The following is a 24,284-nucleotide window of genomic DNA, read 5'->3' as shown; positions in this document are numbered from 1 at the left end:
TGCATGCGTTGAATGAGCCGATGCCCATCCCCATGACCCACTACGCCGCCGACCGCCACAGCGCCTTCTTCCGCCGCAACCTGCAGGCCATCGGCACCCGCACCGAAGGCGGCCTCTCCAGCCTGGACGCCCTCATCGGCATCCCGCTCACCCCCGTGGCCATCGACGAGGCCTGGGTGCGCCACCAGATGCTGGGGCAGCCCCCCGAAGTCGCCCTGCGGCGCTTCCGCAACCTGCTGATGATGGCCCTCATCGAGCGCGACGTGCGCGGCGAGGCCCCGCTGGAAGAAGTGCTGGGCGCCATCACCCACTGGGCCGAGGTCTCCGTGCGCCATGCCCTGCAGGTGGCCGCCACCGAGCTGCAGGAACAGGGGCGCACCCTGCTGGACAGCCGCGGCCGTCCGCAGGACATGCTGGTGGTGGGCATGGGCAAGCTGGGCGGCGGCGAACTGAACGTCTCGTCCGACATCGACCTGATCTACGTGGCACGCGACGCAGGCGAGGAACCGCGCTACCTGGAGCGCATTGCCCGCCGGCTGGGCCAGCTGCTCTCCAACGTCACGGCCGACGGCTTCGTCTTCCGCGTGGACACGCGGTTGCGGCCCTACGGCGACGTGGGCCCGCTGATCGCCACCCTGCCGGCCCTGGGCAGCTATTTCCACGAGCAGGGGCGCGAATGGGAGCGCTTTGCCTGGCTCAAGGGTCGGGTGATTGCCCACACGGGCCTGGCCCCCTTCGACAGCACGCGCGGCGACGAACAGCAGCTGATGCAGCAGGTGGTGCCCTTCGTGTTCCGTCCCTACCTGGATTTTCCGGCGTTCACCGCGCTGGCCAAGCTGCACGACATGATCCGCACCGAGGCCGGCAAGACCGAGAGCCGACGCGCCCGCAGCGACAACGCCGGTTTCGACGTGAAACTGGGCCGTGGCGGCATCCGCGAGATCGAGTTCTGTGCCCAGATGTTCCAGATCGTGCGTGGCGGGCAGGATCCGTCCCTGCGCGAGCGCAGCACCCCGAAGGCCCTGCAGCGGCTGGCACGTCGCCGCCTGCTGGACGAGTCCGACGTGGAGCAGCTGCTCTCGGCCTGGCGGCTGCTGCGTCGCACCGAGCACGCGCTGCAATATCAGGAAGATGCCCAGACCCACTGGCTGTCGGACGATGCCGCCCAGCACGCCGCCATCGCCGCCATGCTGGGCATGAGCGCCAGCGAGTTCGACGCCCGGCTGAACGATGCCCGCAACCATGTGGCCCGGGTCTTCGACGAACTGCTGGCCCCGTCGCGGATGACGGGCTTCGAGGCCGCCCCGGAAAACACGGCCGCGCAGGCTTCCGGTGTGGCCACCAGCCCGTCGGCTTCCCCGGCGGAAGCCCCTGCCCCCGCCCCCGAAAGCACCGATGCCCCGCCCGCCGAGGCCGAACCGGCAGCGCAGTCCCCTGCCGCCCATGACCCCGAAAGCCAGCGGCGCATCGAGGCCCTGCGCGAATCGCGCGCCTACCGCAAGGCACGCGACACGTCGCAGCAGAAGGTGGAGCACCTGCTGGGCCAGGCCCTGCACTTCCAGCCCGGTCCCGAGAGCTGCGGCCCCACGGCCCTGATCGGACGGCTGTGCGACTTCCTGGAATCCATTGCCGGGCGCTCGGTGTACCTGGACATGCTGATCCAGCACCCCGGCGCCTTCCTGCACCTGCTGCGGATGATGGCGCAGGCGCGCTGGGCCAGCGATTACCTGCGCAGCCACCCGGTGGTCATCGACGAACTGGCCAACGGCCAGCTGCTGGAGCCGCTGGACATCCCGCACTGGACGCAGGAACTGCGCGAGCAGCTGGATGCCACCGTGCTGGCCGGCGTGCTGGATGACGACGGCCGCCCCGCCCCCGACATCGAACGCCAGATGGACGCGATGCGCGAGGCCCACCATGGCGCCGTGTTCCGCCTGCTGGGGCAGGACCTGGAAAAGCGCCTGACGGTGGAGGTGCTGAGCGACCACCTGAGCGCACTGGCCGACGCCGTGCTGGAAGTGACGCTGGAGCGCTGCTGGGCCAACCTGCCGCGCCGCCACCGACCCGACCCGCAGTTTGCCGTCATTGCCTACGGCCGGCTGGGTGGCAAGGAGCTGGGCTATTCGTCCGACCTGGACCTGGTGTTCCTCTACGACGACCCGCACGAGGACGCCCCGCGCATCTATGCCCAGCTGGCACAGCGCATGGCCGGCTGGCTGCAGACGCGCACCGCCGCCGGCACACTCTTCGAGGTGGACCTGCGCCTGCGCCCCAACGGCAACGCCGGTCTGCTGGTGTCCAGCCAGAACGCCTTCCGGGTCTACCAGACCGAATCGGCCTGGGTGTGGGAGCACCAGGCACTGACCCGGGCGCGCTACGCCGCCGGCAGTCCGACCATCGGCAGCGCCTTCGAGACACTGCGTGCCGACATCCTGGCCCGTCCGCGCGACGAGGCCGCGCTACGCGCGGAGATCCTGTCGATGCGCCAGAAGATGCACGACGGCCACCCCAACAACACGGGCCTCTTCGACCTGAAGCACGATGCGGGCGGCATGGTGGACATCGAGTTCATGGTGCAGTACCTGGTGCTGGCCCACAGTCACCAGCACCCGGCGCTGATCGAGAACAAGGGCAACATCGAGCTGCTACGCCGCGCGGCCAGCGCCGGGCTGATCCCGCCCGAGGCCGGCAAGGCCGTGGGCGATGCCTACCGCCGCTACCGGCGCCTGCAGCACGAGATCCGCCTGAACGACGCCGAGCGTGCCCGCGTGCCACCGGCCACCGTGGCCGTCGAGGCCGGCGCCGTGAAGGCGCTGTGGCAGCACCTGTTCAGTTGAGGGGCCTGCCCGACACGGGGCGTGTGCGCAACGATGACCCACTGCTAGAATGGTTGCCCCCTATTGTTCAATGAACGCGCAGTGCGAAGGGAGCAGAAGGGAGCATCCGGACCGCCTGGCCGATGGAGGGGGTTGCCCATGGGGCAGCCCGGCCGGCCACCGTCCCGTGCCGGCACCTTGCCCGCCCCGCCCTGTCCTGGAGATAAACAATCATGTCAATGTCGGATCGTGATGGGAAGATCTGGTTCGATGGCCAGCTCATCGACTGGCGGGATGCGAAGATCCACGTGCTCAGCCACAGCCTGCACTACGGGCTGAGCGTCTTCGAGGGCGTGCGCGCCTACGACACCGAGCTGGGCACCGCCATCTTCCGCCTGCCCGAGCACACCCGGCGCCTGCTCAACTCCGCCAAGATCTTCCAGATGAAGGTGCCTTTCGACGCCGCCACGCTGGAAGAGGCCCAGAAGGCCGTCGTGCGCGAGAACGGCCTCAAGAGCTGCTACCTGCGCCCGCTCATCTGGCTGGGTGACGACAAGCTGGGCGTCTCGCCCCGCGGTGTGAAGGTTCACGTCATGATCGCCGCCTGGCCGTGGGGCGCCTACCTGGGCGAGGACGGCATCAACAAGGGCATCCGCGTCAAGACCTCTTCCTACACCCGCCATCACGTCAACGTCTCGATGGTGCGTGCCAAGGCCGGCGGCCACTACATCAACTCCATCCTGGCCAACAACGAGGCCCTGGCCGACGGCTACGACGAAGCCATGCTGCTGGACACCGAAGGCTACGTCTCGGAAGGCTCGGGCGAGAACCTGTTCATCGTGAAGCAGGGCAAGCTCTACACGCCTGACCTGGCCTCCTGCCTGGACGGCATCACCCGCGACTCCATCCTCACCATTGCCCGCAACCTGGGCATCGAGGCCCGTGAGAAGCGCATCACCCGCGACGAGGTGTACTGTGCCGACGAAGCCTTCTTCACCGGGACCGCGGCCGAGGTCACGCCCATCCGCGAGCTGGACAACCGCGTCATCGGCGAGGGCACGCGCGGCCCCATCACCACGAAACTGCAGACCGCCTTCTTCGATGTCGTCAAAGGCAAGGATCCGGCCTATCGCCACTGGCTGCAGCCGGTGAATGCCTGAGCCCGCCTCCGAAGAAAGCTGCGCCCTCCGTTGCCGGACGGCGTAGCATGAGGAAGGCGCTGCGCCCTGCCATGCAGGGCGTGGCCAGCCACACCGTCGGCCTCTTCGCCCCCTGACATGCCCGCACCCCGCCGTGCGGGCATGCCACATGCAGGACGTACCCGCATCGGTGTGGCCAGCCCAGCGGCCCCTTCCCTTTCGTTCCCTTCGTCGAACCATCTTCCGTTTCGGTGCCCCATGAGCCAGTCGCCCACCCAGAACACGGCCGTCGAGCTGGACGCCTCCGACCTGCCGGTCTTCTGCCCCAATCCCAAGATGACGCTGTGGAGCCAGCATCCGCGCGTCTATCTGGACGTGACCCACGAGGGCCAGGCCCGATGTCCGTACTGCAGCACGCTGTACCGGCTCAAGCCGGGCGTGAAGCTGCCCCACGGACATTGAACGGCCTCCCTTGCCCGGCACGCCGCGCCGTCTCTCTTTCCTCCCTGCCTGCCCCATGACCCCAGACGCCATCCTTCACCAAAGCGCCTCCCACGCCCAGGAGACCTATTACCAGGCCCTGGTCGATGCCGATCTGGACGTGCTGATGGCCATCTGGGTCGATGACGATTCGGTGTTGTGCATCCTGCCCTCGGGCGAGCGCCTCTCGGGGCTGGATGCCATCCGCGACACGCACGAGGAAGTCTTTGCGCAGGGCGGCGTGCGCGTGACCTGCCACGAATTGCAGTCCTTCGAGACAGCCACCGTCTCGGTGCATCACGTCATCGAGCAGTTCGACTTCAATCCGCCCGACGAAGCGCCGCAGCGCTTCCTGGCCTACGCCACCAACGTGTTCCTTCGCACCCCGCACGGCTGGCAGCTGATGCTGCACCACGCCTCGCAGGCCGGCGACGAGATCGAACTCAGCACCCCTGCACCGACACAGCTGCACTGACCCTCTCTTCTTGGGATGACGCCATGCCCAGCCTGATCCTGACCGATACCGTCGCCAGCCTTGCCGAGCTGAAAGAGGCCCCTCTGGAAACTTTCAGCGCTGCTGATGGACACGCCATCGCTATCCTGGACAAGGACAAACCAGCCTTCTATTGCGTATCGCCCGAACTCTATGAGTACTTCATGGAGCTGGCCGAAGATGCCGAGCTGACCAGAATCGTGGAAGAGCGCCAGCACGAGGAGCCCATTCCCGTGGAGCTGGAGTCGCTGCGTCGATGAAGTATCAGCTCACCTTCAACCCCCAAGCCCTGAAGGAGTTCAGGAAACTGGGGGCAAACATCGCCAATCAGTTTCTCGACAAACTTGAGGAGCGACTGCAAAACCCGAAGGTGCCCAGCGCCCGCCTTATCGGCATGGCCGACTGCTACAAGATCAAGCTTCGCAGCAGTGGCTATCGTCTGGTCTATCAGGTACAAGACGAGAAGATCATCGTCCAAGTCATCGCCGTGGGAAAGCGTGAGCGTATGGAGGTCTATCAGAAAGCGGCACGACGGCTGTAGAGCCGACTGAACACGATCTCTGGCCTTCCTGCCTGCCCCACGGTGGCCATGTTCCGGGCTATGATCGTCGGTGATGTCCATCATCCGTGCGAATGACCATGACCCGACGCTTCACCCACACGCTGCTGGCCGGCGCTCTTCTTGCCACCGGAGCCGGCTTCGCCCAGGCCGAAACCACCCTCACCATTGCATGTGGTTCCGTCGGGCAGGACTATGACTCCTGCAAGCATGCGTCCGACCAATGGGCACGCAAGACGGGCAATCAGGTCAGGCTGCTGTCCGTTCCCGTATCCAGCACCGAGACCCTGGGCCTTTACCAGAAGATGTTCGCGGCCGGCTCATCCGACGTGGACGTGGTGATGGTGGACGTGGTCTGGCCCGGCATCATCGGCCAGCATCTGCTGGACCTCACGCCTTATGCCAAGGACGAGGTGAAGAAGCATTTTCCTGCCATCATCGCCAACAACACCGTGCAAGGCCGCCTGGTGGCCATGCCCTGGTTCACCGCAGTGGGGCTGCTCTACTACCGCAAGGACCTGCTGGAAAAATACGAACTGTCCACCCCCACCACCTGGGATGAGTTCGCCAAGGCAGCTGCCACCATTCAGGAAGGTGAGCGCAAGGCTGGCCGGGAGGATTTTCAGGGGTTCGTCTGGCAGGGCCGCCCCGATGAGGGCCTGACCTGTGACGCGCTGGAATGGGTGCACAGCCAGGGCGGCGGCACCATCGTCAACGAGGCCGGCGAGATCACCATCGACAACGAGAAGGCCGCCCACGCTCTGGATCGGGCCGCCGGCTGGGTCGGCACCCTCTCGCCCCAGGGCGTGCTTGGCCAGGGCGAAGAAGATGCACGCAACCTCTTCCAGAACGGCAAGGCCGCCTTCATGCGCAACTGGCCCTATGCCTGGGCGCTGGTTCAGGGTGCCAACAGCCGCGTGAAGGACAAGGTGGGCGTGGCCCCGCTGCCCGCCGGCGAGAACGGCAGCACCGCCACCCTGGGTGGCTGGCAGCTGGCCGTGTCCAAGTACACGAAGCACCCTGAAGAAGCCGCCGATCTGGTGATGTATCTGACCAGCGAGAAGGTGCAGAAGCGTCGTGCCATCGAGGGGGCCTACAACCCCACCTACCCTGCCCTGTACAAGGACAAGGAAGTGCTGGCCGCCAACCCGTTCTTCGGCACGCTGTATGACGTGCTGCCCAACGCCGTATCCCGACCATCCAGTATCACCGGCCCCAAGTACGACGCCGTCAGCCAGGCCTTCTGGAGCACGGTGCATGACGTGCTGAACGGCCGTGCCAAGGGTGCCGAGGCCGTGAAGAAGCTGCAGGAACGGCTGGGAGAGGTGAAGAAAGAGCAATGGCAAGAGAGGGCTGAACCATGACGACCCGCAGACCCCGCAAGGCGCCCAACAACGAATGGTGGCGCGGCGGCGTGATCTACCAGATCTATCCGCGCAGCTTTCAGGACAGCCACGGCGACGGCGTGGGCGACCTGAACGGCATCACGCAGCGGCTGGACTACGTGAAGGCACTGGGCGTGGATGCCATCTGGCTGTCGCCCTTCTTCAAGAGCCCGATGCACGACTTCGGCTACGACGTCTCGGACTACCGGGCGGTCGATCCGATCTTCGGGACACTGGACGATTTCCGCACGCTGGTGGACCGTGCACATGCGCTGGGTCTGAAGGTGATCATCGACCAGGTGCTGTCGCACACTTCCGATGAACACCCCTGGTTCATCGAAAGCCGTCAGAGCCGCAAGAATCCGAAATCCGACTGGTACGTGTGGGCCGATGCCAAGCCGGATGGTTCGCCCCCCAATAACTGGCAGTCCATCTTTGGCGGCAGTGCCTGGCGCTGGGACACGCGGCGGATGCAGTATTACCTGCACAACTTCCTGCCCAGTCAGCCAGACCTGAACTTCCACAACCGCAAGGTGCAGGATGCACTGCTGGCCGACATGCGCTTCTGGCTGGAGCTGGGTGTGGACGGTTTCCGGCTGGATACCGTCAATTTCTACTTCCACAGTCAGACGCTGCACGACAACCCGCCCCAGTCCCGTCGAGGCAAGGCAATTCCGGAGGCGGATCGGGTCAACCCCTACACCTGGCAGCGCCACCTGTACGACAAGACCCAGCCCGAGAACCTGGCGTTCCTGAAGCGGCTGCGCGCGCTGCTGGACCAGTTCCCCGACACCACCACGGTGGGCGAAGTGGGGGCCGACAATGCGCTGGAGGTGATTGCCCAGTACACGGCCGATGGCGACAAGCTGCACATGGCCTACAGCTTCGATCTGCTGCACGAGCACCACTCGGCCGAGTACCTGCATCAGGTGTTCGGCAAGTTTGGCCGCATCGTGAAGGACGGCTGGCCGTCATGGGCCATTTCCAATCATGACTGCCCGCGCATCCGCACCCGCTGGGGTGGGCAGCAGGGAGGTGAGGCAGTCGCCCGGCTGGCGGCGGCCATGCAGATGACGCTGCGCGGCAGCCCCTGCATCTACCAGGGCGACGAGCTGGGCCTGCCTGAAGTCGAGCTGAGCTTCGAGCAATTGCAGGATCCCTACGGCATTCGCATGTGGCCCGAGTTCAAGGGACGCGACGGCTGCCGAACGCCCTTCCCGTGGAAGAAGCGTGGTACCAGCGCCGGGTTCTCGGATGCGCCGAAGACCTGGCTGCCCATTCCGCCCGAGCACCGCGAACTGGCCGTGGACCAGCAGACGCGCAATCCGGATTCGATGCTGAACTTCTACCGGAACCTGCTGGCCTGGCGCAAGACGCATCCGGCCCTGCTGAAGGGGCGGCTGAAGCTCCTGCCCGCCGATCCGCAGCTGCTCGGCTACGAGCGCCGGCTGGACGACGATGCACTGCTGTGCGTCTTCAACTTCAGTGGCAAGAAGGCACGACTGCCGCTGCCGCGTGGCTGGGCCGACGGCCTCATCGATGAGGGCAGCGGCCTGACCGGGGCCGAGATCCGGCGCGGTGCGCTGGTGCTGGGGCCGTGGTCGGGGGCAGTGTTGACCCGCCCCTGAACGGGTTCAGCGGCGCTCCTCGCCCTGCTCCTGCATCCAGGCCGCTTCGGCTTCGCGCAGCTTGGCATCGGCGATGGAACCGTTGTAGAAATCCAGGTCGCCGGCGTTGCGCGCCAGCCGGAGCTGCTCGATGGCCGGCTGGTTGTAGCCCAGCGCCAGGTAGCCTTCGGCCGCCGCCAGGTGCGACATGCCCTTCTCGCCCTTGGCCAGATAGGCCTCGCCCAGCATGCGCCACAGTTCGGCGTCGCTCTTGTACAGGCGCGTTTCATTGCGCAGCAGCGCAATGGACTCATCCCACTTCTTCGCGGCGTTGAGCACTTCGGCGCGCTGGCGCACCAGCGCCCGGGCGCCGGGGAAATCCTTGGCTGCCGCGGCCGAAGCCTGCTCGGCATCGGCCACCTTGCCGGCCGCCAGCAGATTGGCAATGCGCAGCCGCACGACGTATGGATGCGGCTTGTCGAGCAGCTTCTCGGTCTGCGTCAGGGCCTGTTCGGTGGCCAGGGCGTCGTGCCGCATGTAGGCCACATTGGCAAGGCCGAACCAGGCGGACGGATCCTTCTTGCCTTCCTCGGTCTTGAGCTGCGCCTCGAAATGGCGGCGCACCTCGGTCTGCTTGTCCACGCTGTCGGCACTGACGGCGCGTGCCCGTGCCCGCATCAGCTGGAAATCCACGGAATCGGCCGGCGGTCTGGCCGTAGCGGCCAGCTGCTGGATGCGCAGCTTCAGGTCGTTGATGCGCTCGGCCGTGACCGGGTGGGTGCGCAGGTAGGCCGTGGTGTCGCCGCCTTCGTTGAAACGGTTCTGCTGCTGCAGGCGGCCGAAGAAGACGGGCGCGCCGTTCACGTCGAAGCCGGCCTCGCGCATCACCTGCAGGCCGATGCGGTCGGCCTCGCGCTCAGCATCGCGCGAGAACGAGAGCAGGGAGCGCGTGGCCATGCTCTCGCCCAGCGTGATGGCCCCCATGCCGGCATCCGGATTGTTACGGATGGCCAGTGCCCCCAGCACCATGCCGGCCATGGCCAGCATGCTGGCCTGCTTCTGGTTCTTCAGCATGCGGGCAATGTGGTGCTGAGTGACGTGCCCCATCTCGTGCCCCAGCACGCTGGCCAGCTCGGATTCGCTGCCAGCCACGGCCAGCAGGCCCGTGTGCACACCGATAAACCCGCCCGGCAGGGCGAAGGCGTTGATGCTGTCGTCGCGCACGATGAAGAACAGGAACGGCTGGCCACGTGCCGGTTCGGTGCCAGTGAGCCGGCTGCCGAAGCGGTTGATGAAGTCGTTCATCTCGGCATCGTCGTAAACGGTGCCGTCGGAACGCAGCTGGCGCATCACCGATTCGCCCAGGCGGCGCTCGGCCGGGTTGGACAGTTCGTCACTGTCGGCCGAGCCCAGGTCGGGCAGGCGTTCGATCTGAGCATGGAGCGATGCCGGCATGGCCATGGTCAGCGCCAGGCCCAGCAGCCCTGCCCGGCCCAGACGGCGGAATGCGCGTGTCACGGGCCCTGCAGGCCTGGCGGGCAGCGCTGCAGGCCCGGCGGGCCGTGCCGCGTGTACCCAGCCTTCGGCTGCGCCGTTGCCAGCCCCCAGGCGCCCGGTCTGTTCCGGCTCGTGATGCCTCATCGACAGATTCTCTCGTGTTCGGATTGCCTGGATGGGGCTCCAGATGGCCCCGCGCCATGGCGTGCTACGGTCTTCCAACGTCCGGCCCCGCCCCTGCGACGACAGGAGGGAGCCTTCCTCCTGCTATGATGGCACGATGAACGATCTGACGCATTTCGACGCCCAGGGGCAGGCCCACATGGTGGATGTGGGCGGCAAGGCCGAAACCCGCCGCACGGCCGTGGCCGAGGGCTGGATCCGCATGCAGCCGGCCACGCTGGCGCGCATCCGGGAAGGAAGTGCCGCCAAGGGCGACGTGCTGGGTGTGGCCCGACTGGCGGCCATCATGGCGGCCAAACGCACGTCCGACCTCATCCCGCTGTGCCATCCCATCGCGCTGTCACGCGTAGCGGCCGAGTTCACCCTGGACGAGGCCGGCAGCCGCGTGCGCTGCGAGGTGACGGCCGAATGCACGGGCCGCACCGGGGTGGAGATGGAGGCGCTGACGGCGGTGCAGGTGGGTCTGCTGACCATCTACGACATGTGCAAGGCCGTGGACCGTGGCATGGTGATGGAAGGCGTCCGGCTGCTGGAAAAGCGCGGCGGGAAGTCGGACTGGCACAGCGATTGAGAGAACCATGATGAAGAAACAGATCCTGCTGGCCACCGCGCTGCTTGCCCTGACGGGCACGGCGTCGGCCGCCGGCTCCTTCACGCTGCAGGCCGATGACCTGCAGAACGGCAGCTTCACCCGCAAGCAGCTGCTGAGCGCCGAGTACGGCTTTGGCTGCACGGGAAACAACCAGTCACCGGCACTGTCCTGGAAGAATGCCCCCGTGGGCACCCGGAGCTTCCTGCTCACCATGCATGATCCGGATGCCCCCACCGGCGGCATCGGCTGGACGCACTGGGTGGTGGCCAACATTCCGGCCAAGGTGGACCGACTGCCGGCCGGGATCAGCGTGGGCGACACGAAGCTGCCTGCAGGAGCCCTGCAGACGCGCACCGACGCGGGCAAGCCGGGCTACATGGGCGCCTGCCCGCCCACGGGCCGGGCGCATCGCTATGTGATCACGCTGACGGCCCTGAAGGTGGCCGAGCTGCCGGGCGTGACGGCCGATTCGACGCCGGCGCTGGTCGGCTTCGTGGCCCAGGCCCACGCCCTGGGCGCCTCCAGCATCACGGTGATGTACGGGCGCTGAGCCCGTCAGAACAGCATCGTCGCCAGCCCCAGGAAGATCAGGAAGCCCAGGCCGTCGGTGGAGAAGGTCAGCAGCACGGACGAGCCCAGGGCGGGATCGCGGCCCAGCCTGTTCAGGGTGAAGGGCACCGCCACGCCCAGGGTGGCGCCAATGAGCAGGTTGAGGACGATGGCTACGCCCATGGCGATGCCCAGCAGGCGGGCAGCGTCGGTGTCGTGGTAGAGCAGCCAGGTGGCCAGGCCCGCCACGCTGCCCCAGACCATGCCGTTAAGCAGTGCGACGGTCAGTTCCTTGCGCAGGATGCGGCCGAAGTTGCCGCCGTTGATCTGCCCCTGGGCCAGCGAGCGGATCATCAGCGCCATGGTCTGGTTGCCGGAGTTTCCGGCCAGACCGGCCACGATGGGCATCAGGGTGGCCAGGGCCACGATCCGTTCGATGGTTTCGTCGAACAGCCCGATGACGCGCGAAGCCAGGAAGGCGGTGACCAGGTTGACGGCCAGCCACAGCCAGCGGTTGCGGGCTGACTGCCAGACGGAGCCGAAAAGGTCTTCCTCTTCCTGCAGACCGGCCTGGTTCAGGGCGTCGGTCTCGCTTTCTTCACGGATGACATCCACCACCTCGTCGATGGTGAGTCGACCGATGAGCTTGTGGTGGGTGTCGACAACCGGCGCGGAAATCAGGTCATAACGCTCGAAGGCCTGGGCGGCATCGCCCACGTCGTCGTCCACGTCCAACGACAGGATGTCGCGGTGCATGACGGCCGAGACTTCGGTGTCCGGCTCGTTGAGCAGCACCTGCTCGATGGACAGGCTGCCCGTCAGCATGCCGTTACGATCCACCACGAACACCTGGTCGGTATGCTGGGGTAGCTCGTCGAAGCGGCGCAGATAGCGCAGCACCACTTCCAGCGTCACGTCCTCACGCACGCGCACGAACTCGAAGTCCATGCGTCCGCCCACCGAATCCTCGGGGTAGGACATGGCGGCACGCAGCTGCTCGCGCTCCTCGGGGGTCAGCTCACGCTGGATCTTCTCCACCACCGCCGGCGGCAGATACTCGACCAGGTCGGCCACGTCGTCGGCGTCCAGTTCCTTGACCGCCGAGACCAGCTCGTCCTCGGTCATCAGGTCGATCAGGTCTTCCAGAACCGGCTCGGAAACCTCCAGCAGCACGGCGCCATCGGCTTCGCGCTTGACCGAATCCCAGACCAGCTTCCGCTCTTCCGGTGGCAGCGCTTCCAGCACGTAGGCAATATCGGCCGGGTGCAGCTTGGCCAGACGCTCGCGCAACTGGGCAAGGTAGGGAGACTCGTCCGGACGCGCCGCGACCTTCGATGCCGTCTCCAATGTCGATCCGGACTCGGGCGTCGAGATGTCATCGCCCTCCGCGGCAGCGTCCCCTTTCCGCTCGGCCTCCGGCCGGGTCCCACTGTCGGCCTTCGTCGCCACGTCTCCCATCAACCCGGCGGCGGCCTTCACCCGGACGTCGGCAGACTTCAGTACCCCCGTGGACGGCCCCATGCCGACGGCCGCCAGGGCGCTGTGCTGCCCCGAATGGACGTGATGGCGGATCGGTTGATGATGGGCATCCCGCTGCCCGCTTTCCGCGTGCCGCCCCTGCTCGGTGAGATGGCCTCCCGCCGGGTCATCCTGCGACGTGGCTGCAGACGCGCCGGCGTCCGCATCCGACGCGTGCCGCCCCTCGACAGACGCGTCATGCGCTGCCTCGCCATGGGCATGTGTCCTGTCGTGGGACGCGGCATCCTCCTCGTCGTCGTCGGGCTCCTGCGCCGCTTGGCGCACGGTTTCGGCGTAGTGGCGGGCCGTTTCCTGCGCAAAGGCGTGGCGCTCCAGCAGCAGCTGCACTTCGGCCAGCGCATGCTGCGCGTCTTCAGCGTCGCGCGGGAGAACACTGGTCTGGGCGGCTGCGGTGGCTTCTTCCGATGCTTCCGGTGCTTCAGCTGCCTCCGAGGCCGACAGGACGGATTCCGCCAGGTCAGGATGAGAGGACAGGCTCGTGTCGGCTGCGGTCTCTTCGGGCACGGACGATGCGGCCGAACGGGGATCGACAGGGGAGGTATTCATGGCACGGGCTCAGGCGAGCAGCCGCCGTCGTCGGGGGAGGAGGCAGGCAGGTCCGGACGGTGGCAGGCAGGGAAAGGCCACAGGCATGGGGGTGGCCAGGCTTGAAGCGTGCGTGGGCTGGCAGACAGCCCGCAACCTTGGACGACAGGGTCAGGGAATGCAGAAACCGGGCCGAAGCGCGCGGCCCGAACGACGGCGCAGTCCATGGTCCCGGCTGGCAGCCTGCAGGTGTTGCGCCACCCAAGCTTTCAGCACGCAATCCGCGATGTTAGCGCAATCAGCGTGCCGTGCGCAGTGCTTCCAGCACGGGGACGACATCAGGCCGGATGCCGCGCCACAGGCGGAAGCTTTCGGCGGCCTGGCCGACCAGCATGCCCAGGCCGTCGCTGACCTGCGGCACCCCGGCCGCCATGGCCTGCTGCATGAAGGGCGTGGGTCGGTCGGCATAGATGCAGTCGTAGGCCAGACGACAGCCCTCGAACAGCCGTGCCGGCAGCGTGGGGCCGTCGCCATGCAGGCCGGCGGATGTGGCATTGATGAGCACGTCGGCTGCCGGTGCATCGGCCAGCGCCACGGGCTCCACCCGGACGGGCAGTGCCTGCGCCTCAAGATGGGGGTCGATGTCGGCGGCCAGCGCCTGCGCGCGGGCCAGCGTGCGGTTGGCCACCACCAGCCGGGCCACGCCGGCCTGGGCCAGCGGCAGCATCAGGCCCCGGGCTGCGCCCCCGGCGCCCAGCACCGTCACCCGCAACCCCTGCAGCGACACGCCCAGTCGCCGCTGGATGTCATCGACCAGGCCGGCGCCATCGGTGTTGTCGGCGATGATCCGGCCTTCGATGAAGCAGAGCGTGTTGGCGGCACCCGCGGCCTCGGCACGCGGACTGCGCTCGTCGGCAAGGCGGAAGGCCGCTTCCTTGAAGGGCAGCGTGACGTTGGCGCCCCGCCCTCCTTCGTCCTGGAAGAAGTGCCGCATGGCCGCGGCAAAGGCCTCGGGCGGATCGGTCTCGATCAGGCGCCGTTCGTAAAGGATATGCTGGCCGGTCTGGGCCGCGAAGGCGGCGTGGATCTCGGGCGAGCGGCTGTGGGCAATGGGGTTGCCCACCACCAGGTAACGGTCAGGTCCTGAAACCATCGGCATCACCGCTTGGCCGACTTCGTCTGCAGGCTGCCGTTGGTGAAGGTCCAGGTACGGACGATCTGCAGGATGTCGCCGTCCTTACGCATCTCGGGCGTGAACTTGTCGTAGGGGGCACCGGCCAGCACGATTTCCTTCACCTTGCGGTTGAGCACGTCGTAGCGGGACTTCTTGTTGATCAGCACGTCGACGACGTTGCCGTACTTGTCCACCTCGACGGTGACGGTGAGCGAGTCGTACATCTTGCCCCGGGCTTCCTCGGGGAAGCGCTCGGTGCCGATCTTCTCGATGCGGTCAGCCCAGGCGCTGACGTAGCGGGCGTAGTTGACGCCGGTGGCGTTGACGCCATAGGTGAGGCGCTTGGGCCGGCGGGCGTAGTCTTCCAGCTGGCGGTCGATCTGCGCCTGCATGCGGGCGATCTGCCGCTGCAGCTCTTCCTGCTCGCCGCCATTGGCGTCCTGCGACTGCTGCGGCTCGGCCTGCGGGGTGGGCTCGTTCTGGTTGTTCAGGGCCAGCAGGCGCTGCTGCTCGGCTTCCAGCTGGCGAATGCGGGCCTGCTGCTGCTCCATGGTCTCGCCGTCACGGGCCTGCTCCGAGGCAGGCAGCGGGGAACGCGCCCTGCCCTGGTCACGGTCACCACCGGCTTCCATGTTCACCTGCGCCAGCACTTCGGCATTGACGGGCTTGGCGCGGGTGGAGGCATTGAGCAGCACCACCTCCAGCTGCGACTCGGCGGGCAGGAAGCGATTGGGATCAGCCGCCGAGAAGCGGATGGCCAGCATGACGGCGTGCGCCACCAGCGACACGACGATGCCGACAGTGAGCGGGTCCATCCGGTTGAAGGCGCGGGCCCATGGCGTAGCAGCGGCCATTTGCAGAAATCACTCCGTATCGATCGAATCCGAGGGTGCCAGCCCGGGGTCTTCAGTCCCGGGCGCCGGCGTTGCCTCCGCCCCCACAGGGTCGGAGTCATGGGGATCGGCGACCAGCCGCACGGCACGGGCCTGGACGGTCAGGTCCAGCTCGTCCCAGTCCAGCAGGTCCACCAGCAGGGGCTGACCTGCGCTCATGGGCGGCAGGCCAGTCACCTGGAAGTACAGGGGGGCAGCAGCCAGACGCACCGTCTCGTCGCGGATGGCCACGGCCGGGAAGCGTTGTTCGGGCTGCTGCGCGACCCAGCGCAGGCACCAGTAGCGCTCCATTGTCTGCTGATATTCGCCCACCGTGCCATAGCGCGCCTCGAAAGCAGACACAATTGCATACAGCGATGTGTCATTCATGGTGAATGGCGGGACTTCCGCCTCCAGCACGGCCACCAGCTGCATCTGGTTGATGAGGTCGACGTAGCGGCGCAGCGGCGAGGTGCTCCAGGCGTACTGGGGCACACCCAGGCCCTGGTGGATGGCCGGGTGGGTGGACATCTTCACGCGGCCAAAGCTCTGCGAACGGTACAGGCCCGAGACGGCGTGATCGGCCAGCAGCCGGCCCCAGCGCGAGTTGGCCAGGATGGCCATCTCGGCCACGATGCGGTCAAAGGGTGCATCACGACGGCGCGGGATGATCTCGACATGCTCGCCGTCAATGCGGAAGGTGAAGTCGACGCGCGAGCGGACTTCAGGGCGACCACGCACCTTGTCACGCTCGGCCGACAGCACCTGCGTGAAGCGCCACAGCAGCCGGAAGGCGTCGGCATAGGGCAGCCCGGCCAGCGGATCTTCCTCGCCGGGTACAGGCTGCCAGTCCAGCTGCGCCTCGGTGTCGAAGGGCTCCAGTTCGTCGTGGCGGATGTTGCGCGCCACACGGATGCGGTCCACCTGACTGAATTCGTTGGCGACCTGCAGCGTCTCGATGTTGATGTCCAGGTACAGCGACAGCGCCGGACGCACATGCCCCTCGTCCAGCGAGAAGCTGCGCACCACGGCGTCGGGCAGCATGGTGATCTTCTCACCGGGACTGTAGACGGTGGTCATGCGCTCGCGCGCGACCTGGTCCACGCCATCGCCGGGGCGGATGCCCAGCGCCGGGGCGGCAATGTGCACGCCAATGCGCGCCATGCCGTCGTCCAGCCACTGCACGGACAGGCAGTCGTCGATCTCGGTGGTGCTGGAGTCATCGATGGAAAAGGCCTCGACCGGGCTTTCGGGCAGATGGTCGAGCACCGGCGGCTGATACTGCGACAGCGCCGCCGGGAAATCGGTCCCCGTCGGGAAATGCGAACGCAGGAAGCGCTGTTCGTGAACGGCGCGCGCGCTGGGCAGCGCCCCCACCTTCAGCAGCAGCCGCTCGGGCGACAGACCGGTCTGCTGGCAGGCCAGATCCAGCGCACGCCAGCCCACCGACTGACGGTCGGCGGCCACCAGCAGGTCGGGCACCTGGCCGGCGATGAGCGCCGGCAGCTGACCGGCTTCCAGCTCGGCGGCCAGCCGCTGGATTTCCTCTTCCTGCAGGCGCTTGCGCTCGATGGCGGCCAGCGCGGCCTTGAGGGTGTCGGGCTGGGCCGGGCGATAGCGGCCACGCCCCTTGCGGTAGAAGTACACCGGCATGCCGTGCAGGCGCATCAGCATGGCGGTCTGCTGCACGACGCTGGGATTTTCACCGTAGTACTCGGCCACCAGCAGCTGGTAGTCGAACTCTTCCTGCGGGGCCACTTCCCACAGGAAATCGATGTCGATGTTCTCGGCCTCCTGCAGGGCCTCGGCCAGCATCTCTGCGGGGCCGGGCGATGCAAAGCGCAGCATGACGTTGGCCTGCTTGACCTTGACGCGCTTGCCGGTGGTGAGTTCCACCTGCAGGCTGGTACCGGTGTCCTGCAGGATGGTGCCCGTCTTGAACTGACCGGCCTCCTCGAATAACAGGTAGTTTTGGCTCATTGACGGGATAATCTGGGGGGCGGTCCGCCGTTTGGGAAGATGCAGGGAAAAATGACCGGTGCGGTGGCAGCAGGGAAATGCCCGGCCGCCGCAGACCAGGGCCCTGACGGGGCCTTGTCCCGGTGCCTGCACAGTGTTGCATGGTGAAGACAACCGGCCATTATACGGGCGTGCCCCCCGGCCCTTTCAGGAAAGAGCCAGGCAGGGAAAGGTCAGACCGCCCCCGGAACCGGTGCAACGATCGGCGCTGCACCTTCGGGGATCCGTCCGAGCCCTTCCCGGGTCCGACGGAACATGATCGCTGCCCTGACGCCCTCCGTGCAGACGGACCGACGGACGGCGCCGGAAGGCGGATGGAGCCGCGCCTCTTCGTTGCGCCTGTTACTTCCCGTTGCCTTCCCGCGAGGCCAGTCCGGCCAGCAGGCGGCCGTGAATGCCGCCAAAGCCGCCGTTGCTCATCACCAGCACCTGGTCGCCCGGACGGGCGGCCGCCAGGATGGCGGCCTCCAGGGCCAGCATGTCGCGGAAGACGGCCACGCGCTCGCCCAGCGGAGCCAGGGCGGCCTGGGCATCCCAGTCGATGCCGCCGGCATAGCAGAACACCAGGTCGGCGTCCTGGAGGCTGCCGGGCAGCTGGGCCTTCAGCGTGCCGGTACGCATGGTGTTGGAACGCGGCTCCAGCACGGCCAGCAGGCGCCCGCCAGGATGGCTGCCCGCCTGCATGCGGGCCCGCAGCCCGGCAATGGTGGTGGCAATGGCCGTGGGATGGTGCGCGAAGTCGTCGATGACGGTGACGCCACCGACGGTGCCACGCACTTCCAGCCGCCGCCGCACCCCCTGGAAGGCCGCCAGCGCCTCGATGGACTCGGTCGGCGTGATGCCGATGTGCTCGGCCGCCACGATGGCGGCAATGGCATTGGCCCGGTTGTGCTCGCCGGCCAGCGGCAGGCGCACGCGCCCCTGCTCGACATCGCCGCGCCAGAGCGTGAACACGGTGGCATCGGCCTCCTCGGTCACGTCGCTGGCGTGCCAGCCGCCAGCGCCCAGGGCCTCGGTCTGGCTCCAGCAGCCACGGGCCAGCACCCGCTGCAGCGCCTCGGAGTCCGACGGCCAGATGATCCGCCCCTGCCCGGGCACGGTGCGCACCAGATGATGGAACTGGGTCTCGATGGCCCCCAGATCCGGGAAGATGTCGGCGTGGTCGTACTCCAGGTTGTTGAGCACGGCGGTACGCGGCCGGTAATGCACGAACTTGGAACGCTTGTCGAAGAAGGCCGTGTCGTATTCATCGGCCTCGATGACGAAATAGGGCTTGCGCCCCAGACGCGCCGAGACCGGGAAGTTGCCCGGTACACCACCGATCAGGAAGCCCGGCTCGCGCCCGGCAGCCTGAAGGATCCAGGCCAGCAGCGACGCGGTGGTGGTCTTGCCGTGCGTGCCGGCCACGCCCATCACCCAGCGCCCGACCAGCACCTGCTCGGCCAGCCACTGCGGCCCCGAGACGTAGGGCAGCCCGGCATCCAGAATGGCTTCCATCAGCGGATTGCCCCGCCGCACCACGTTGCCCACCACCCAGACATCGGGCTTGAGCGACAGCTGGGACGGATCCCAGCCCTCGATCAGGTCGATGCCCAGCGCGCGCAGCTGATCGCTCATCGGCGGGTAGACGTTGGCGTCGCAGCCGGTGACCTTGAAGCCCGCCTCGCGGGCAATGGCGGCCACCCCACCCATGAAGGTGCCGCAAATACCAAGAATATGTATGTGCATCCGACGATTCTAGCGGCAGCCACCTCCCCGATGACACGACGACCGGCCTGGCGGTCGCTGCTGTGCCGCTGCGGCGACATGGGCCGGATCCGTGCCACCCGGACCACCGTGACGCCGCCCGGAAGGGCAAGCCGGCTGACCGGTCGCCATCCCGGTAAACTTGTTGCAGCCCGCGCACGTTGTGTGCAGCAGGAGCCCGGGCAACAACCACACCGCAACGGACTGCACGCCGTGCCCTGAAGGCATCCCGAAGCTTCAGACCTGCCCGCGGCAGCATGCCCTGCCCTTTTTCATGCCGATGACCGATCCATCCACCGCGCCGCTGCCCAGCGACGCCCACTCCGACCTGCGCGCCGAGGTTGCCGACCAGGCGGCCCGACTGATTGCCGACGGCGGTCTGGACTATCAGAGCGCCAAGCAGAAGGCGTTGCGCCGTGCCTTTGCCGGCACCACGCCACCGGCCGGCCTAGTCCCCACCAACGAGGAGATCGACCGGGCGCTGCGCGAACATCTGGACCTTTTCGACCCGCAGCACGCTGCCCGGGTGCAGGAATATCGCCAGGCAGCCGTGGTGTGGCTGGAGCGCCTGGCCGAGCACCACCCTTATATAGTAGGTGCTGCCTGGAAGGGCGTGGTCACCACCCACGCCGTGCTGCACATCCAGTGCTTCACCGACGAGGCCAAGGAACTGGAATTCCTGCTGCTGGATGCCGGCGTCGATTACGACGTGGTGGAGGTCGCCCATTTCTCGGGCCGGGGCGAGGACGTCCCCGCCCTGGTCTTTCATGACGGCCACGGCCTGCCGGTGATGATCTCGGTCTACCGGCATGACGACCTGCGCGGCGCCCTCAAGCGCGCCCAGGGCGCCGAACGAGGCGATCTGGCCGCCCTGCGCCGGCTGATGGACGAGCCCGCGCCCGAACCCCTTCTTCCCACTTCTTCTGCCACAAGTCCTCTGCCATGATCCTGCATCGCTTCACCCCCCCCTCCCTGCGCCCCCTGCTGCCCGCCCTGCTGCTGGGTCTTTCCCTGTCCCTGACGAGCCCGGCCATGGCCAGCGCCCCGGACGGCGAGCAGCCGGCCCAGGCTGCCAGCACGGGTGCCACACCCCTGGATCAGCTGGCTCAGAAGAAGTTCCCGGCCCCCGACGGCTCGGCGCTGGACGTGGCCACGCTCAAGGGCAAGCCCGTGGTGATCAACTTCTGGGCCACCTGGTGCCCGCCCTGCATCCGCGAGATGCCCGATCTGGCGGCGCTGGCCCGCGAAATGGGTGATCAGGCGGCCTTCCTCGGCATTGCCGCCGACACCGACGGCAACGTGAAGAAGTTCACCGCGAAGAACCCCGGCATCGATTTCCCGCTGGTGCTGGCCGGCTACAACGCCCTGAATCTGTCGCGCCAGTGGGGCAACGAGCGCGGCGGCCTGCCATTTACCGTGGTTCTGGACGCAAAAGGCCAGATCCAGTGGCGTCACAGCGGCACGGTGGATGTCGAAGCGCTTCGTTCGATGCTAAAATCCGGCGAACTGCGTTGAGCATCCACGATCTTGAACGTATCTGGCTCCAAAAATGGCCTCCTGATCATTCACGGCCCCAATCTGAACCTGCTGGGCACTCGTGAACCCGAGGTCTACGGCCACACCACGCTGGCCGACATCAATGCCCGGCTGGCCCACCTGGCCCGCCGGCATGGGGCTGCCTTCGACCATTTCCAGAGCAACCACGAAGGCGCACTGGTCGACCGCATCCAGGCCGCCCGTACCGACGGAACCGCGTTCATCATCATCAACCCCGCTGCCTACACGCATACCAGCGTCGCCATGCGCGACGCCCTGGCTGCGGTGGCCATCCCCTTCGTCGAGGTGCACCTGTCCAACGTCCACCGACGCGAGAGCTTCCGCCACCATTCCTATTTTTCCGACCTGGCCGAGGCCACCGTGGTGGGCATGGGCGCCCATGGCTACGAGGCCGCGCTGCGCTTCGCACTGCACCGGCTGGGTCTGCTGGACGAACCCCCACCGGGAGACTTAGCTGCTCCCGGGGCCTCTGCCTGAAGGGGAGCCGTCATCCTGATATCTTCCCGCTGGGCGAGACGCGGCAGCCCTGCAGCCCTTCGCTTTCGCCGGCCAGGCGCCCTGCCAGGCGCCCGATTTCCCGATCCGCCGGTCCGAGTGCCCTTGGCATCCGGGCCGGATTCCTTCACAGCCAACCGGCCCGTGTGGGCCAACTCCATCATTCATCAGGGACAAGCAGCATGGATTTGCGCAAACTGAAAACCTTGATCGATCTCGTTGCCGAGTCCAGCATTTCCGAACTGGAAATCACCGAAGCCGAGGGTCGGGTCCGCATCGTCAAGGCACCGCCGCCGTCGGCCCAACCGGCGCCCGTCGCCCAGGTCGTACAGATTCCGGCCAGCCAGCCTGCGGCCGCTGCACAGGCCCCGGCTGCAGCCGCTCCGGCCCAGCAGGCCGCCGCTCCGGCTCCGTCGCGCGGCAAGACGGTCAAGTCGCCGATGGTGGGCACGCTGTACCGCGCCCCCAACCCCGAAGCGGATCCGTTCGTCACCGTCGGCAGCACCGTCAAGGTGGGCGACACGCTCTGCATCATCGAAGCCATGAAGCTGATGAACGAGATCGAGTCGGAATTTGCCGGCACGGTGGTCGAGATCCTGGTCGAGAACGGTCAGCCCATCGAATACGGCCAGCCGCTCTTCGTCATCGAGTAATCCGCCGCGGGTGCCCAGCATGTTCGAGAAGATCCTCATCGCCAACCGGGGCGAAATCGCCCTGCGCATCCAGCGTGCCTGCCGCGAAATGGGCATCCGCACGGTGGTCGTCCACTCCGAGGCCGACACCGAGGCCAAGTACGTCCGACTGGCTGACGAGTCGGTCTGCATCGGACCGCCGCCTTCGCGCAACAGCTACCTGCACATTCCGGCCATCATCAGCGCCGCCGAACTGACCGACGCCGGGGCCATCCACCCCGGCTACGGCTTCCTGTCGGAAAACGCCGACTTTGCCGAGCAGGTCGAGCGCAGCGGCTTCGTCTTCATCGGCCCCCGCGCCGCCTCCATCCGCCTGATGGGCGACAAGGTCTCGGCCAAGGACGCCATGAAGCAGGCCGGCGTGCCCGTGGTGCCCGGCTCGGACGGCGCCCTGCCCGATGACCCGAAGGAGATCGTCGAGATCGCCCGCAAGGTGGGCTACCCGGTCATCATCAAGGCAGCCGGCGGCGGCGGCGGACGCGGCATGCGCGTCGTGCACGACGAAGCCTCGCTGCTAGGCTCGGTGGCCACCACGCGCAGCGAAGCGCAGGCCGCCTTCAACAACGGCTCCGTCTACATGGAGCGCTACCTCGAGAACCCGCGCCACATCGAGATCCAGGTGCTGGCCGACGAGCACGGCAACGCCATCTACCTGGGCGAACGCGACTGCTCCATGCAGCGCCGTCACCAGAAGGTCATCGAGGAAGCACCGGCACCGGGCGTGTCGCGCGAACTCATCCACAAGATCGGCATGCGCTGCGTCGAGGCCTGCAAGTCCATCGGCTATCGTGGTGCGGGCACCTTCGAGTTCCTCTACGAGAACGGCGAGTTCTTCTTCATCGAGATGAACACCCGCCTGCAGGTCGAGCACCCCGTCACCGAGTGGATCACCGGCGTGGACCTGGTGCAGGAGCAGATCCGAATCGCCGCCGGCGAGAAGCTGCGCCTCACGCAGGACGACGTGACCATCAAGGGCCATGCCATCGAGTGCCGGATCAACGCCGAGGACCCGTACAAGTTCACCCCCTCGGCCGGTCGCATCACCAACTGGCACACGCCGGGCGGCCCGGGCGTGCGTGTCGACTCCCACGTCTACAACAACTACTTCGTGCCGCCGTTCTACGACTCGATGATCGGCAAGGTGATCTGCTATGGCGACACCCGCCACCAGGCCATCCAGCGCATGAAGATCGCACTCTCCGAGATGGTGGTCGAGGGCATCAACACCAACATTGCCCTGCACCGTGACCTGATGGAAGACAAGCGCTTCAACGAAGGCGGCACCTCCATCCACTATCTGGAAAAGCTGCTGGCCGAAACCAAGCGACCGTCCTGAACGTCCCGACGCACTGAGCATCCCATGAGCCAGTCCTGGATCGAAATCACCCTCGAAGTCGACAAGGCCGAGGCCGAAGACTGGGCGGACGCCCTGCTGGAAGCCGGGGCCCTGTCGGTCCAGGCCGAAGACGCCGACGCCGACTCGCCCGACGAGCAGCCCCTGTTCGGCGAGCCCGTTCCCCCGGGCCTGCCCGGCACCGGTGCGGGCTACCTGCCCCAGACCTTCGGCTGGAAGCGAACCCGGCTGGCCGTGCTGCTGGACGCCACGGATGAAGACGCCGACGCGTGTCAGACTCCGGCCCCGGCGAATCTGGCCGTGCTGCAGGAAGCCGCCGACAGCCTAGAAAAGCCCCTGCCCTCCATCGTGGGCACCCGCCGTGTGGACGACCAGGACTGGGTGCGCCTCACCCAGGCCCAGTTCGACCCGATTCCGGTGGGTCAGCGCCTGCTGATCCTGCCCAGCTGGCACGCTGCCGAAACCCAGGCGGGCGACCGCGAGGCGCTCATCATCGATCCGGGCCTGGCCTTCGGCACCGGCAGCCATCCCACCACGCGCCTGTGCCTGGAATGGCTGGACGAACATGACCCGCGCGGCCTGCGCGTCATCGACTACGGCTGCGGCTCGGGCATCCTGGCCATTGCCGCTGCCCGACTGGGCGCGGCCGAAGTCATCGGCATCGACATCGACCCCCAGGCCGTGCTCAGCACGGCCGAAAATGCCCGCATCAACCGCGTGGAAGTCACCGCCCTGGGCGGTGACGCGCCGCTGCCGCCACCGGCCGATCTCGTCATCGCCAACATCCTGTCCACTCCGCTCAAGCTGCTGGCCCCCATCCTGTCCAGTCTGGTGGCTCCGGGGGGACGACTGGTGCTGTCCGGCGTGCTGGAGCGGCAGATCGACGAAGTGGCCTCGTGCTACGACCCGGCCCTGAACGTGCAGGCCTGGCGCACCCGCGACGGCTGGGCCTGCCTGAGCGGACGGCGCTGATCCCGTGCGACGGAAAACCAGACACCCCGTCGCCCTGAC

The 24,284-nt window shown here is 67.1% G+C and carries 22 protein-coding genes; 16 read left to right on the top strand and 6 right to left on the bottom strand.

All coding sequences use genetic code 11. The annotated features are described in order from the left end of the window. Window positions 1–20: 20 nt before the first annotated feature. The 8 genes from glnE (at window position 21) to EL249_RS04765 (ending at window position 8,500) form a co-directional block, all read left to right on the top strand. Entirely contained in the window at window positions 21–2,837 is a 2,817-nt protein-coding gene (gene glnE, locus EL249_RS04800; protein ID WP_005674007.1) for a bifunctional [glutamate--ammonia ligase]-adenylyl-L-tyrosine phosphorylase/[glutamate--ammonia-ligase] adenylyltransferase, read from the top strand. Between the two features lie 212 nt (window positions 2,838–3,049). Continuing rightward, complete coding sequence (locus EL249_RS04795) at window positions 3,050–3,976, top strand: branched-chain amino acid transaminase (protein ID WP_005674008.1); 927 nt, start codon at window positions 3,050–3,052, stop codon at window positions 3,974–3,976. Between the two features lie 237 nt (window positions 3,977–4,213). Further along, window positions 4,214–4,417: a zinc-finger domain-containing protein gene (locus EL249_RS04790; RefSeq protein ID WP_005674010.1), complete on the top strand. Its 204-nt coding sequence runs from the start codon at window positions 4,214–4,216 to the stop codon at window positions 4,415–4,417. Between the two features lie 55 nt (window positions 4,418–4,472). Continuing rightward, the gene (locus EL249_RS04785) at window positions 4,473–4,910 is read left to right on the top strand and encodes a YybH family protein (RefSeq protein ID WP_050781906.1); all 438 of its coding nucleotides are present in this window, start codon (window positions 4,473–4,475) and stop codon (window positions 4,908–4,910) included. Window positions 4,911–4,933: 23 nt separating this feature from the next. Continuing rightward, window positions 4,934–5,188 (top strand): hypothetical protein, encoded by a 255-nt coding sequence (locus tag EL249_RS04780; RefSeq protein WP_005674012.1) that lies wholly within the window; start codon window positions 4,934–4,936, stop codon window positions 5,186–5,188. Continuing rightward, on the top strand, window positions 5,185–5,469 hold the full coding sequence (locus EL249_RS04775; protein ID WP_005674013.1) for a type II toxin-antitoxin system RelE family toxin: 285 nt from the start codon (window positions 5,185–5,187) through the stop codon (window positions 5,467–5,469). The genes EL249_RS04780 and EL249_RS04775 overlap by 4 nt, the downstream gene beginning before the upstream one ends. A 92-nt stretch (window positions 5,470–5,561) precedes the next feature. Further along, window positions 5,562–6,851 (top strand): ABC transporter substrate-binding protein, encoded by a 1,290-nt coding sequence (locus EL249_RS04770; protein ID WP_005674014.1) that lies wholly within the window; start codon window positions 5,562–5,564, stop codon window positions 6,849–6,851. Next, window positions 6,848–8,500, top strand: a complete 1,653-nt coding sequence (locus EL249_RS04765; protein WP_005674015.1) for an alpha-glucosidase family protein — start codon at window positions 6,848–6,850, stop codon at window positions 8,498–8,500. The genes EL249_RS04770 and EL249_RS04765 overlap by 4 nt, the downstream gene beginning before the upstream one ends. 6 nt (window positions 8,501–8,506) lie before the next feature. Here the strand turns inward: EL249_RS04765 and EL249_RS04760 are convergent, their stop codons facing one another. After that, on the bottom strand, window positions 8,507–9,997 hold the full coding sequence (locus EL249_RS04760; RefSeq protein ID WP_040531585.1) for a M48 family metalloprotease: 1,491 nt from the start codon (window positions 9,995–9,997) through the stop codon (window positions 8,507–8,509). Window positions 9,998–10,256: 259 nt separating this feature from the next. Here EL249_RS04760 and moaC point away from each other — a divergent pair, with 259 nt between their 5' ends. Further along, window positions 10,257–10,730 (top strand): cyclic pyranopterin monophosphate synthase MoaC, encoded by a 474-nt coding sequence (gene moaC / locus EL249_RS04755; protein ID WP_040529994.1) that lies wholly within the window; start codon window positions 10,257–10,259, stop codon window positions 10,728–10,730. A 7-nt stretch (window positions 10,731–10,737) separates the two neighbouring features. After that, window positions 10,738–11,301: a YbhB/YbcL family Raf kinase inhibitor-like protein gene (locus tag EL249_RS04750; RefSeq protein WP_005674018.1), complete on the top strand. Its 564-nt coding sequence runs from the start codon at window positions 10,738–10,740 to the stop codon at window positions 11,299–11,301. Between the two features lie 5 nt (window positions 11,302–11,306). Here EL249_RS04750 and mgtE read toward each other — a convergent pair whose 3' ends face one another. The 5 genes from mgtE to mpl form a co-directional block, all read right to left on the bottom strand. Further along, on the bottom strand, window positions 11,307–13,385 hold the full coding sequence (gene mgtE / locus EL249_RS04745; protein ID WP_050781907.1) for a magnesium transporter: 2,079 nt from the start codon (window positions 13,383–13,385) through the stop codon (window positions 11,307–11,309). Between the two features lie 277 nt (window positions 13,386–13,662). Beyond that, window positions 13,663–14,523, bottom strand: a complete 861-nt coding sequence (aroE, locus tag EL249_RS04740; protein WP_126348088.1) for a shikimate dehydrogenase — start codon at window positions 14,521–14,523, stop codon at window positions 13,663–13,665. Then, entirely contained in the window at window positions 14,523–15,392 is an 870-nt protein-coding gene (locus EL249_RS04735; protein ID WP_005674023.1) for a hypothetical protein, read from the bottom strand. Before EL249_RS04735 ends, aroE begins: the two co-directional genes overlap by 1 nt. A gap of 9 nt (window positions 15,393–15,401) precedes the next feature. Further along, entirely contained in the window at window positions 15,402–17,390 is a 1,989-nt protein-coding gene (locus EL249_RS04730; protein ID WP_005674024.1) for a ribonuclease catalytic domain-containing protein, read from the bottom strand. A gap of 381 nt (window positions 17,391–17,771) precedes the next feature. Next, window positions 17,772–19,157, bottom strand: coding sequence for a UDP-N-acetylmuramate:L-alanyl-gamma-D-glutamyl-meso-diaminopimelate ligase (gene mpl, locus EL249_RS04725; RefSeq protein WP_005674025.1), 1,386 nt, complete (start codon window positions 19,155–19,157; stop codon window positions 17,772–17,774). Window positions 19,158–19,449: 292 nt separating this feature from the next. On the opposite strand from mpl, the gene EL249_RS04720 reads away from it, so the two are divergent. The 6 genes from EL249_RS04720 to prmA all read left to right on the top strand — a co-directional run bounded on the left by EL249_RS04720 (window position 19,450) and on the right by prmA (window position 24,245). Continuing rightward, window positions 19,450–20,121, top strand: coding sequence for a hypothetical protein (locus EL249_RS04720; protein WP_005674027.1), 672 nt, complete (start codon window positions 19,450–19,452; stop codon window positions 20,119–20,121). Further along, window positions 20,118–20,690 carry a TlpA family protein disulfide reductase gene (locus EL249_RS04715; RefSeq protein ID WP_005674028.1) on the top strand — a complete coding sequence of 191 codons (573 nt, stop codon included), beginning with the start codon at window positions 20,118–20,120 and terminating at the stop codon, window positions 20,688–20,690. Before EL249_RS04720 ends, EL249_RS04715 begins: the two co-directional genes overlap by 4 nt. A gap of 12 nt (window positions 20,691–20,702) precedes the next feature. Next, complete coding sequence (gene aroQ / locus EL249_RS04710; RefSeq protein ID WP_005674029.1) at window positions 20,703–21,209, top strand: type II 3-dehydroquinate dehydratase; 507 nt, start codon at window positions 20,703–20,705, stop codon at window positions 21,207–21,209. A 200-nt stretch (window positions 21,210–21,409) separates the two neighbouring features. Next, on the top strand, window positions 21,410–21,880 hold the full coding sequence (gene accB, locus EL249_RS04705) for an acetyl-CoA carboxylase biotin carboxyl carrier protein (RefSeq protein ID WP_005674030.1): 471 nt from the start codon (window positions 21,410–21,412) through the stop codon (window positions 21,878–21,880). 19 nt (window positions 21,881–21,899) lie between these two features. Beyond that, entirely contained in the window at window positions 21,900–23,255 is a 1,356-nt protein-coding gene (gene accC / locus EL249_RS04700; protein WP_005674032.1) for an acetyl-CoA carboxylase biotin carboxylase subunit, read from the top strand. A gap of 24 nt (window positions 23,256–23,279) precedes the next feature. Then, window positions 23,280–24,245, top strand: coding sequence for a 50S ribosomal protein L11 methyltransferase (prmA, locus tag EL249_RS04695; RefSeq protein WP_005674033.1), 966 nt, complete (start codon window positions 23,280–23,282; stop codon window positions 24,243–24,245). The last annotated feature ends 39 nt before the right edge of the window (window positions 24,246–24,284 follow it).

It is taken from the genome of Lautropia mirabilis (assembly GCF_900637555.1).
Taxonomy (GTDB): Bacteria; Pseudomonadota; Gammaproteobacteria; order Burkholderiales; family Burkholderiaceae_E; genus Lautropia; species Lautropia mirabilis.
The sequence above is the reverse complement of the archived record's forward strand: the minus strand, read 5'-3'. Positions and strand labels throughout refer to the sequence as shown.

What these genes read in the sequence shown, in the direction of transcription:
- accB (WP_005674030.1), top strand. Translation starts at nt 21,410, where the DNA reads ATGGATTTGCGCAAACTGAAAACCTTGATCGATCTCGTTGCCGAGTCC.
- moaC (WP_040529994.1), top strand. Translation starts at nt 10,257, where the DNA reads ATGAACGATCTGACGCATTTCGACGCCCAGGGGCAGGCCCACATGGTG.
- mpl (WP_005674025.1), bottom strand. Translation starts at nt 19,157, where the DNA reads ATGCACATACATATTCTTGGTATTTGCGGCACCTTCATGGGTGGGGTG.
- EL249_RS04775 (WP_005674013.1), top strand. Translation starts at nt 5,185, where the DNA reads ATGAAGTATCAGCTCACCTTCAACCCCCAAGCCCTGAAGGAGTTCAGG.
- EL249_RS04785 (WP_050781906.1), top strand. Translation starts at nt 4,473, where the DNA reads ATGACCCCAGACGCCATCCTTCACCAAAGCGCCTCCCACGCCCAGGAG.
- EL249_RS04770 (WP_005674014.1), top strand. Translation starts at nt 5,562, where the DNA reads ATGACCATGACCCGACGCTTCACCCACACGCTGCTGGCCGGCGCTCTT.
- EL249_RS04795 (WP_005674008.1), top strand. Translation starts at nt 3,050, where the DNA reads ATGTCAATGTCGGATCGTGATGGGAAGATCTGGTTCGATGGCCAGCTC.
- glnE (WP_005674007.1), top strand. Translation starts at nt 21, where the DNA reads ATGCCCATCCCCATGACCCACTACGCCGCCGACCGCCACAGCGCCTTC.
- accC (WP_005674032.1), top strand. Translation starts at nt 21,900, where the DNA reads ATGTTCGAGAAGATCCTCATCGCCAACCGGGGCGAAATCGCCCTGCGC.
- EL249_RS04720 (WP_005674027.1), top strand. Translation starts at nt 19,450, where the DNA reads ATGCCGATGACCGATCCATCCACCGCGCCGCTGCCCAGCGACGCCCAC.
- EL249_RS04750 (WP_005674018.1), top strand. Translation starts at nt 10,738, where the DNA reads ATGATGAAGAAACAGATCCTGCTGGCCACCGCGCTGCTTGCCCTGACG.
- prmA (WP_005674033.1), top strand. Translation starts at nt 23,280, where the DNA reads ATGAGCCAGTCCTGGATCGAAATCACCCTCGAAGTCGACAAGGCCGAG.
- EL249_RS04730 (WP_005674024.1), bottom strand. Translation starts at nt 17,390, where the DNA reads ATGAGCCAAAACTACCTGTTATTCGAGGAGGCCGGTCAGTTCAAGACG.
- aroE (WP_126348088.1), bottom strand. Translation starts at nt 14,523, where the DNA reads ATGCCGATGGTTTCAGGACCTGACCGTTACCTGGTGGTGGGCAACCCC.
- EL249_RS04735 (WP_005674023.1), bottom strand. Translation starts at nt 15,392, where the DNA reads ATGGCCGCTGCTACGCCATGGGCCCGCGCCTTCAACCGGATGGACCCG.
- EL249_RS04765 (WP_005674015.1), top strand. Translation starts at nt 6,848, where the DNA reads ATGACGACCCGCAGACCCCGCAAGGCGCCCAACAACGAATGGTGGCGC.
- EL249_RS04790 (WP_005674010.1), top strand. Translation starts at nt 4,214, where the DNA reads ATGAGCCAGTCGCCCACCCAGAACACGGCCGTCGAGCTGGACGCCTCC.
- mgtE (WP_050781907.1), bottom strand. Translation starts at nt 13,385, where the DNA reads ATGAATACCTCCCCTGTCGATCCCCGTTCGGCCGCATCGTCCGTGCCC.
- EL249_RS04780 (WP_005674012.1), top strand. Translation starts at nt 4,934, where the DNA reads ATGCCCAGCCTGATCCTGACCGATACCGTCGCCAGCCTTGCCGAGCTG.
- EL249_RS04715 (WP_005674028.1), top strand. Translation starts at nt 20,118, where the DNA reads ATGATCCTGCATCGCTTCACCCCCCCCTCCCTGCGCCCCCTGCTGCCC.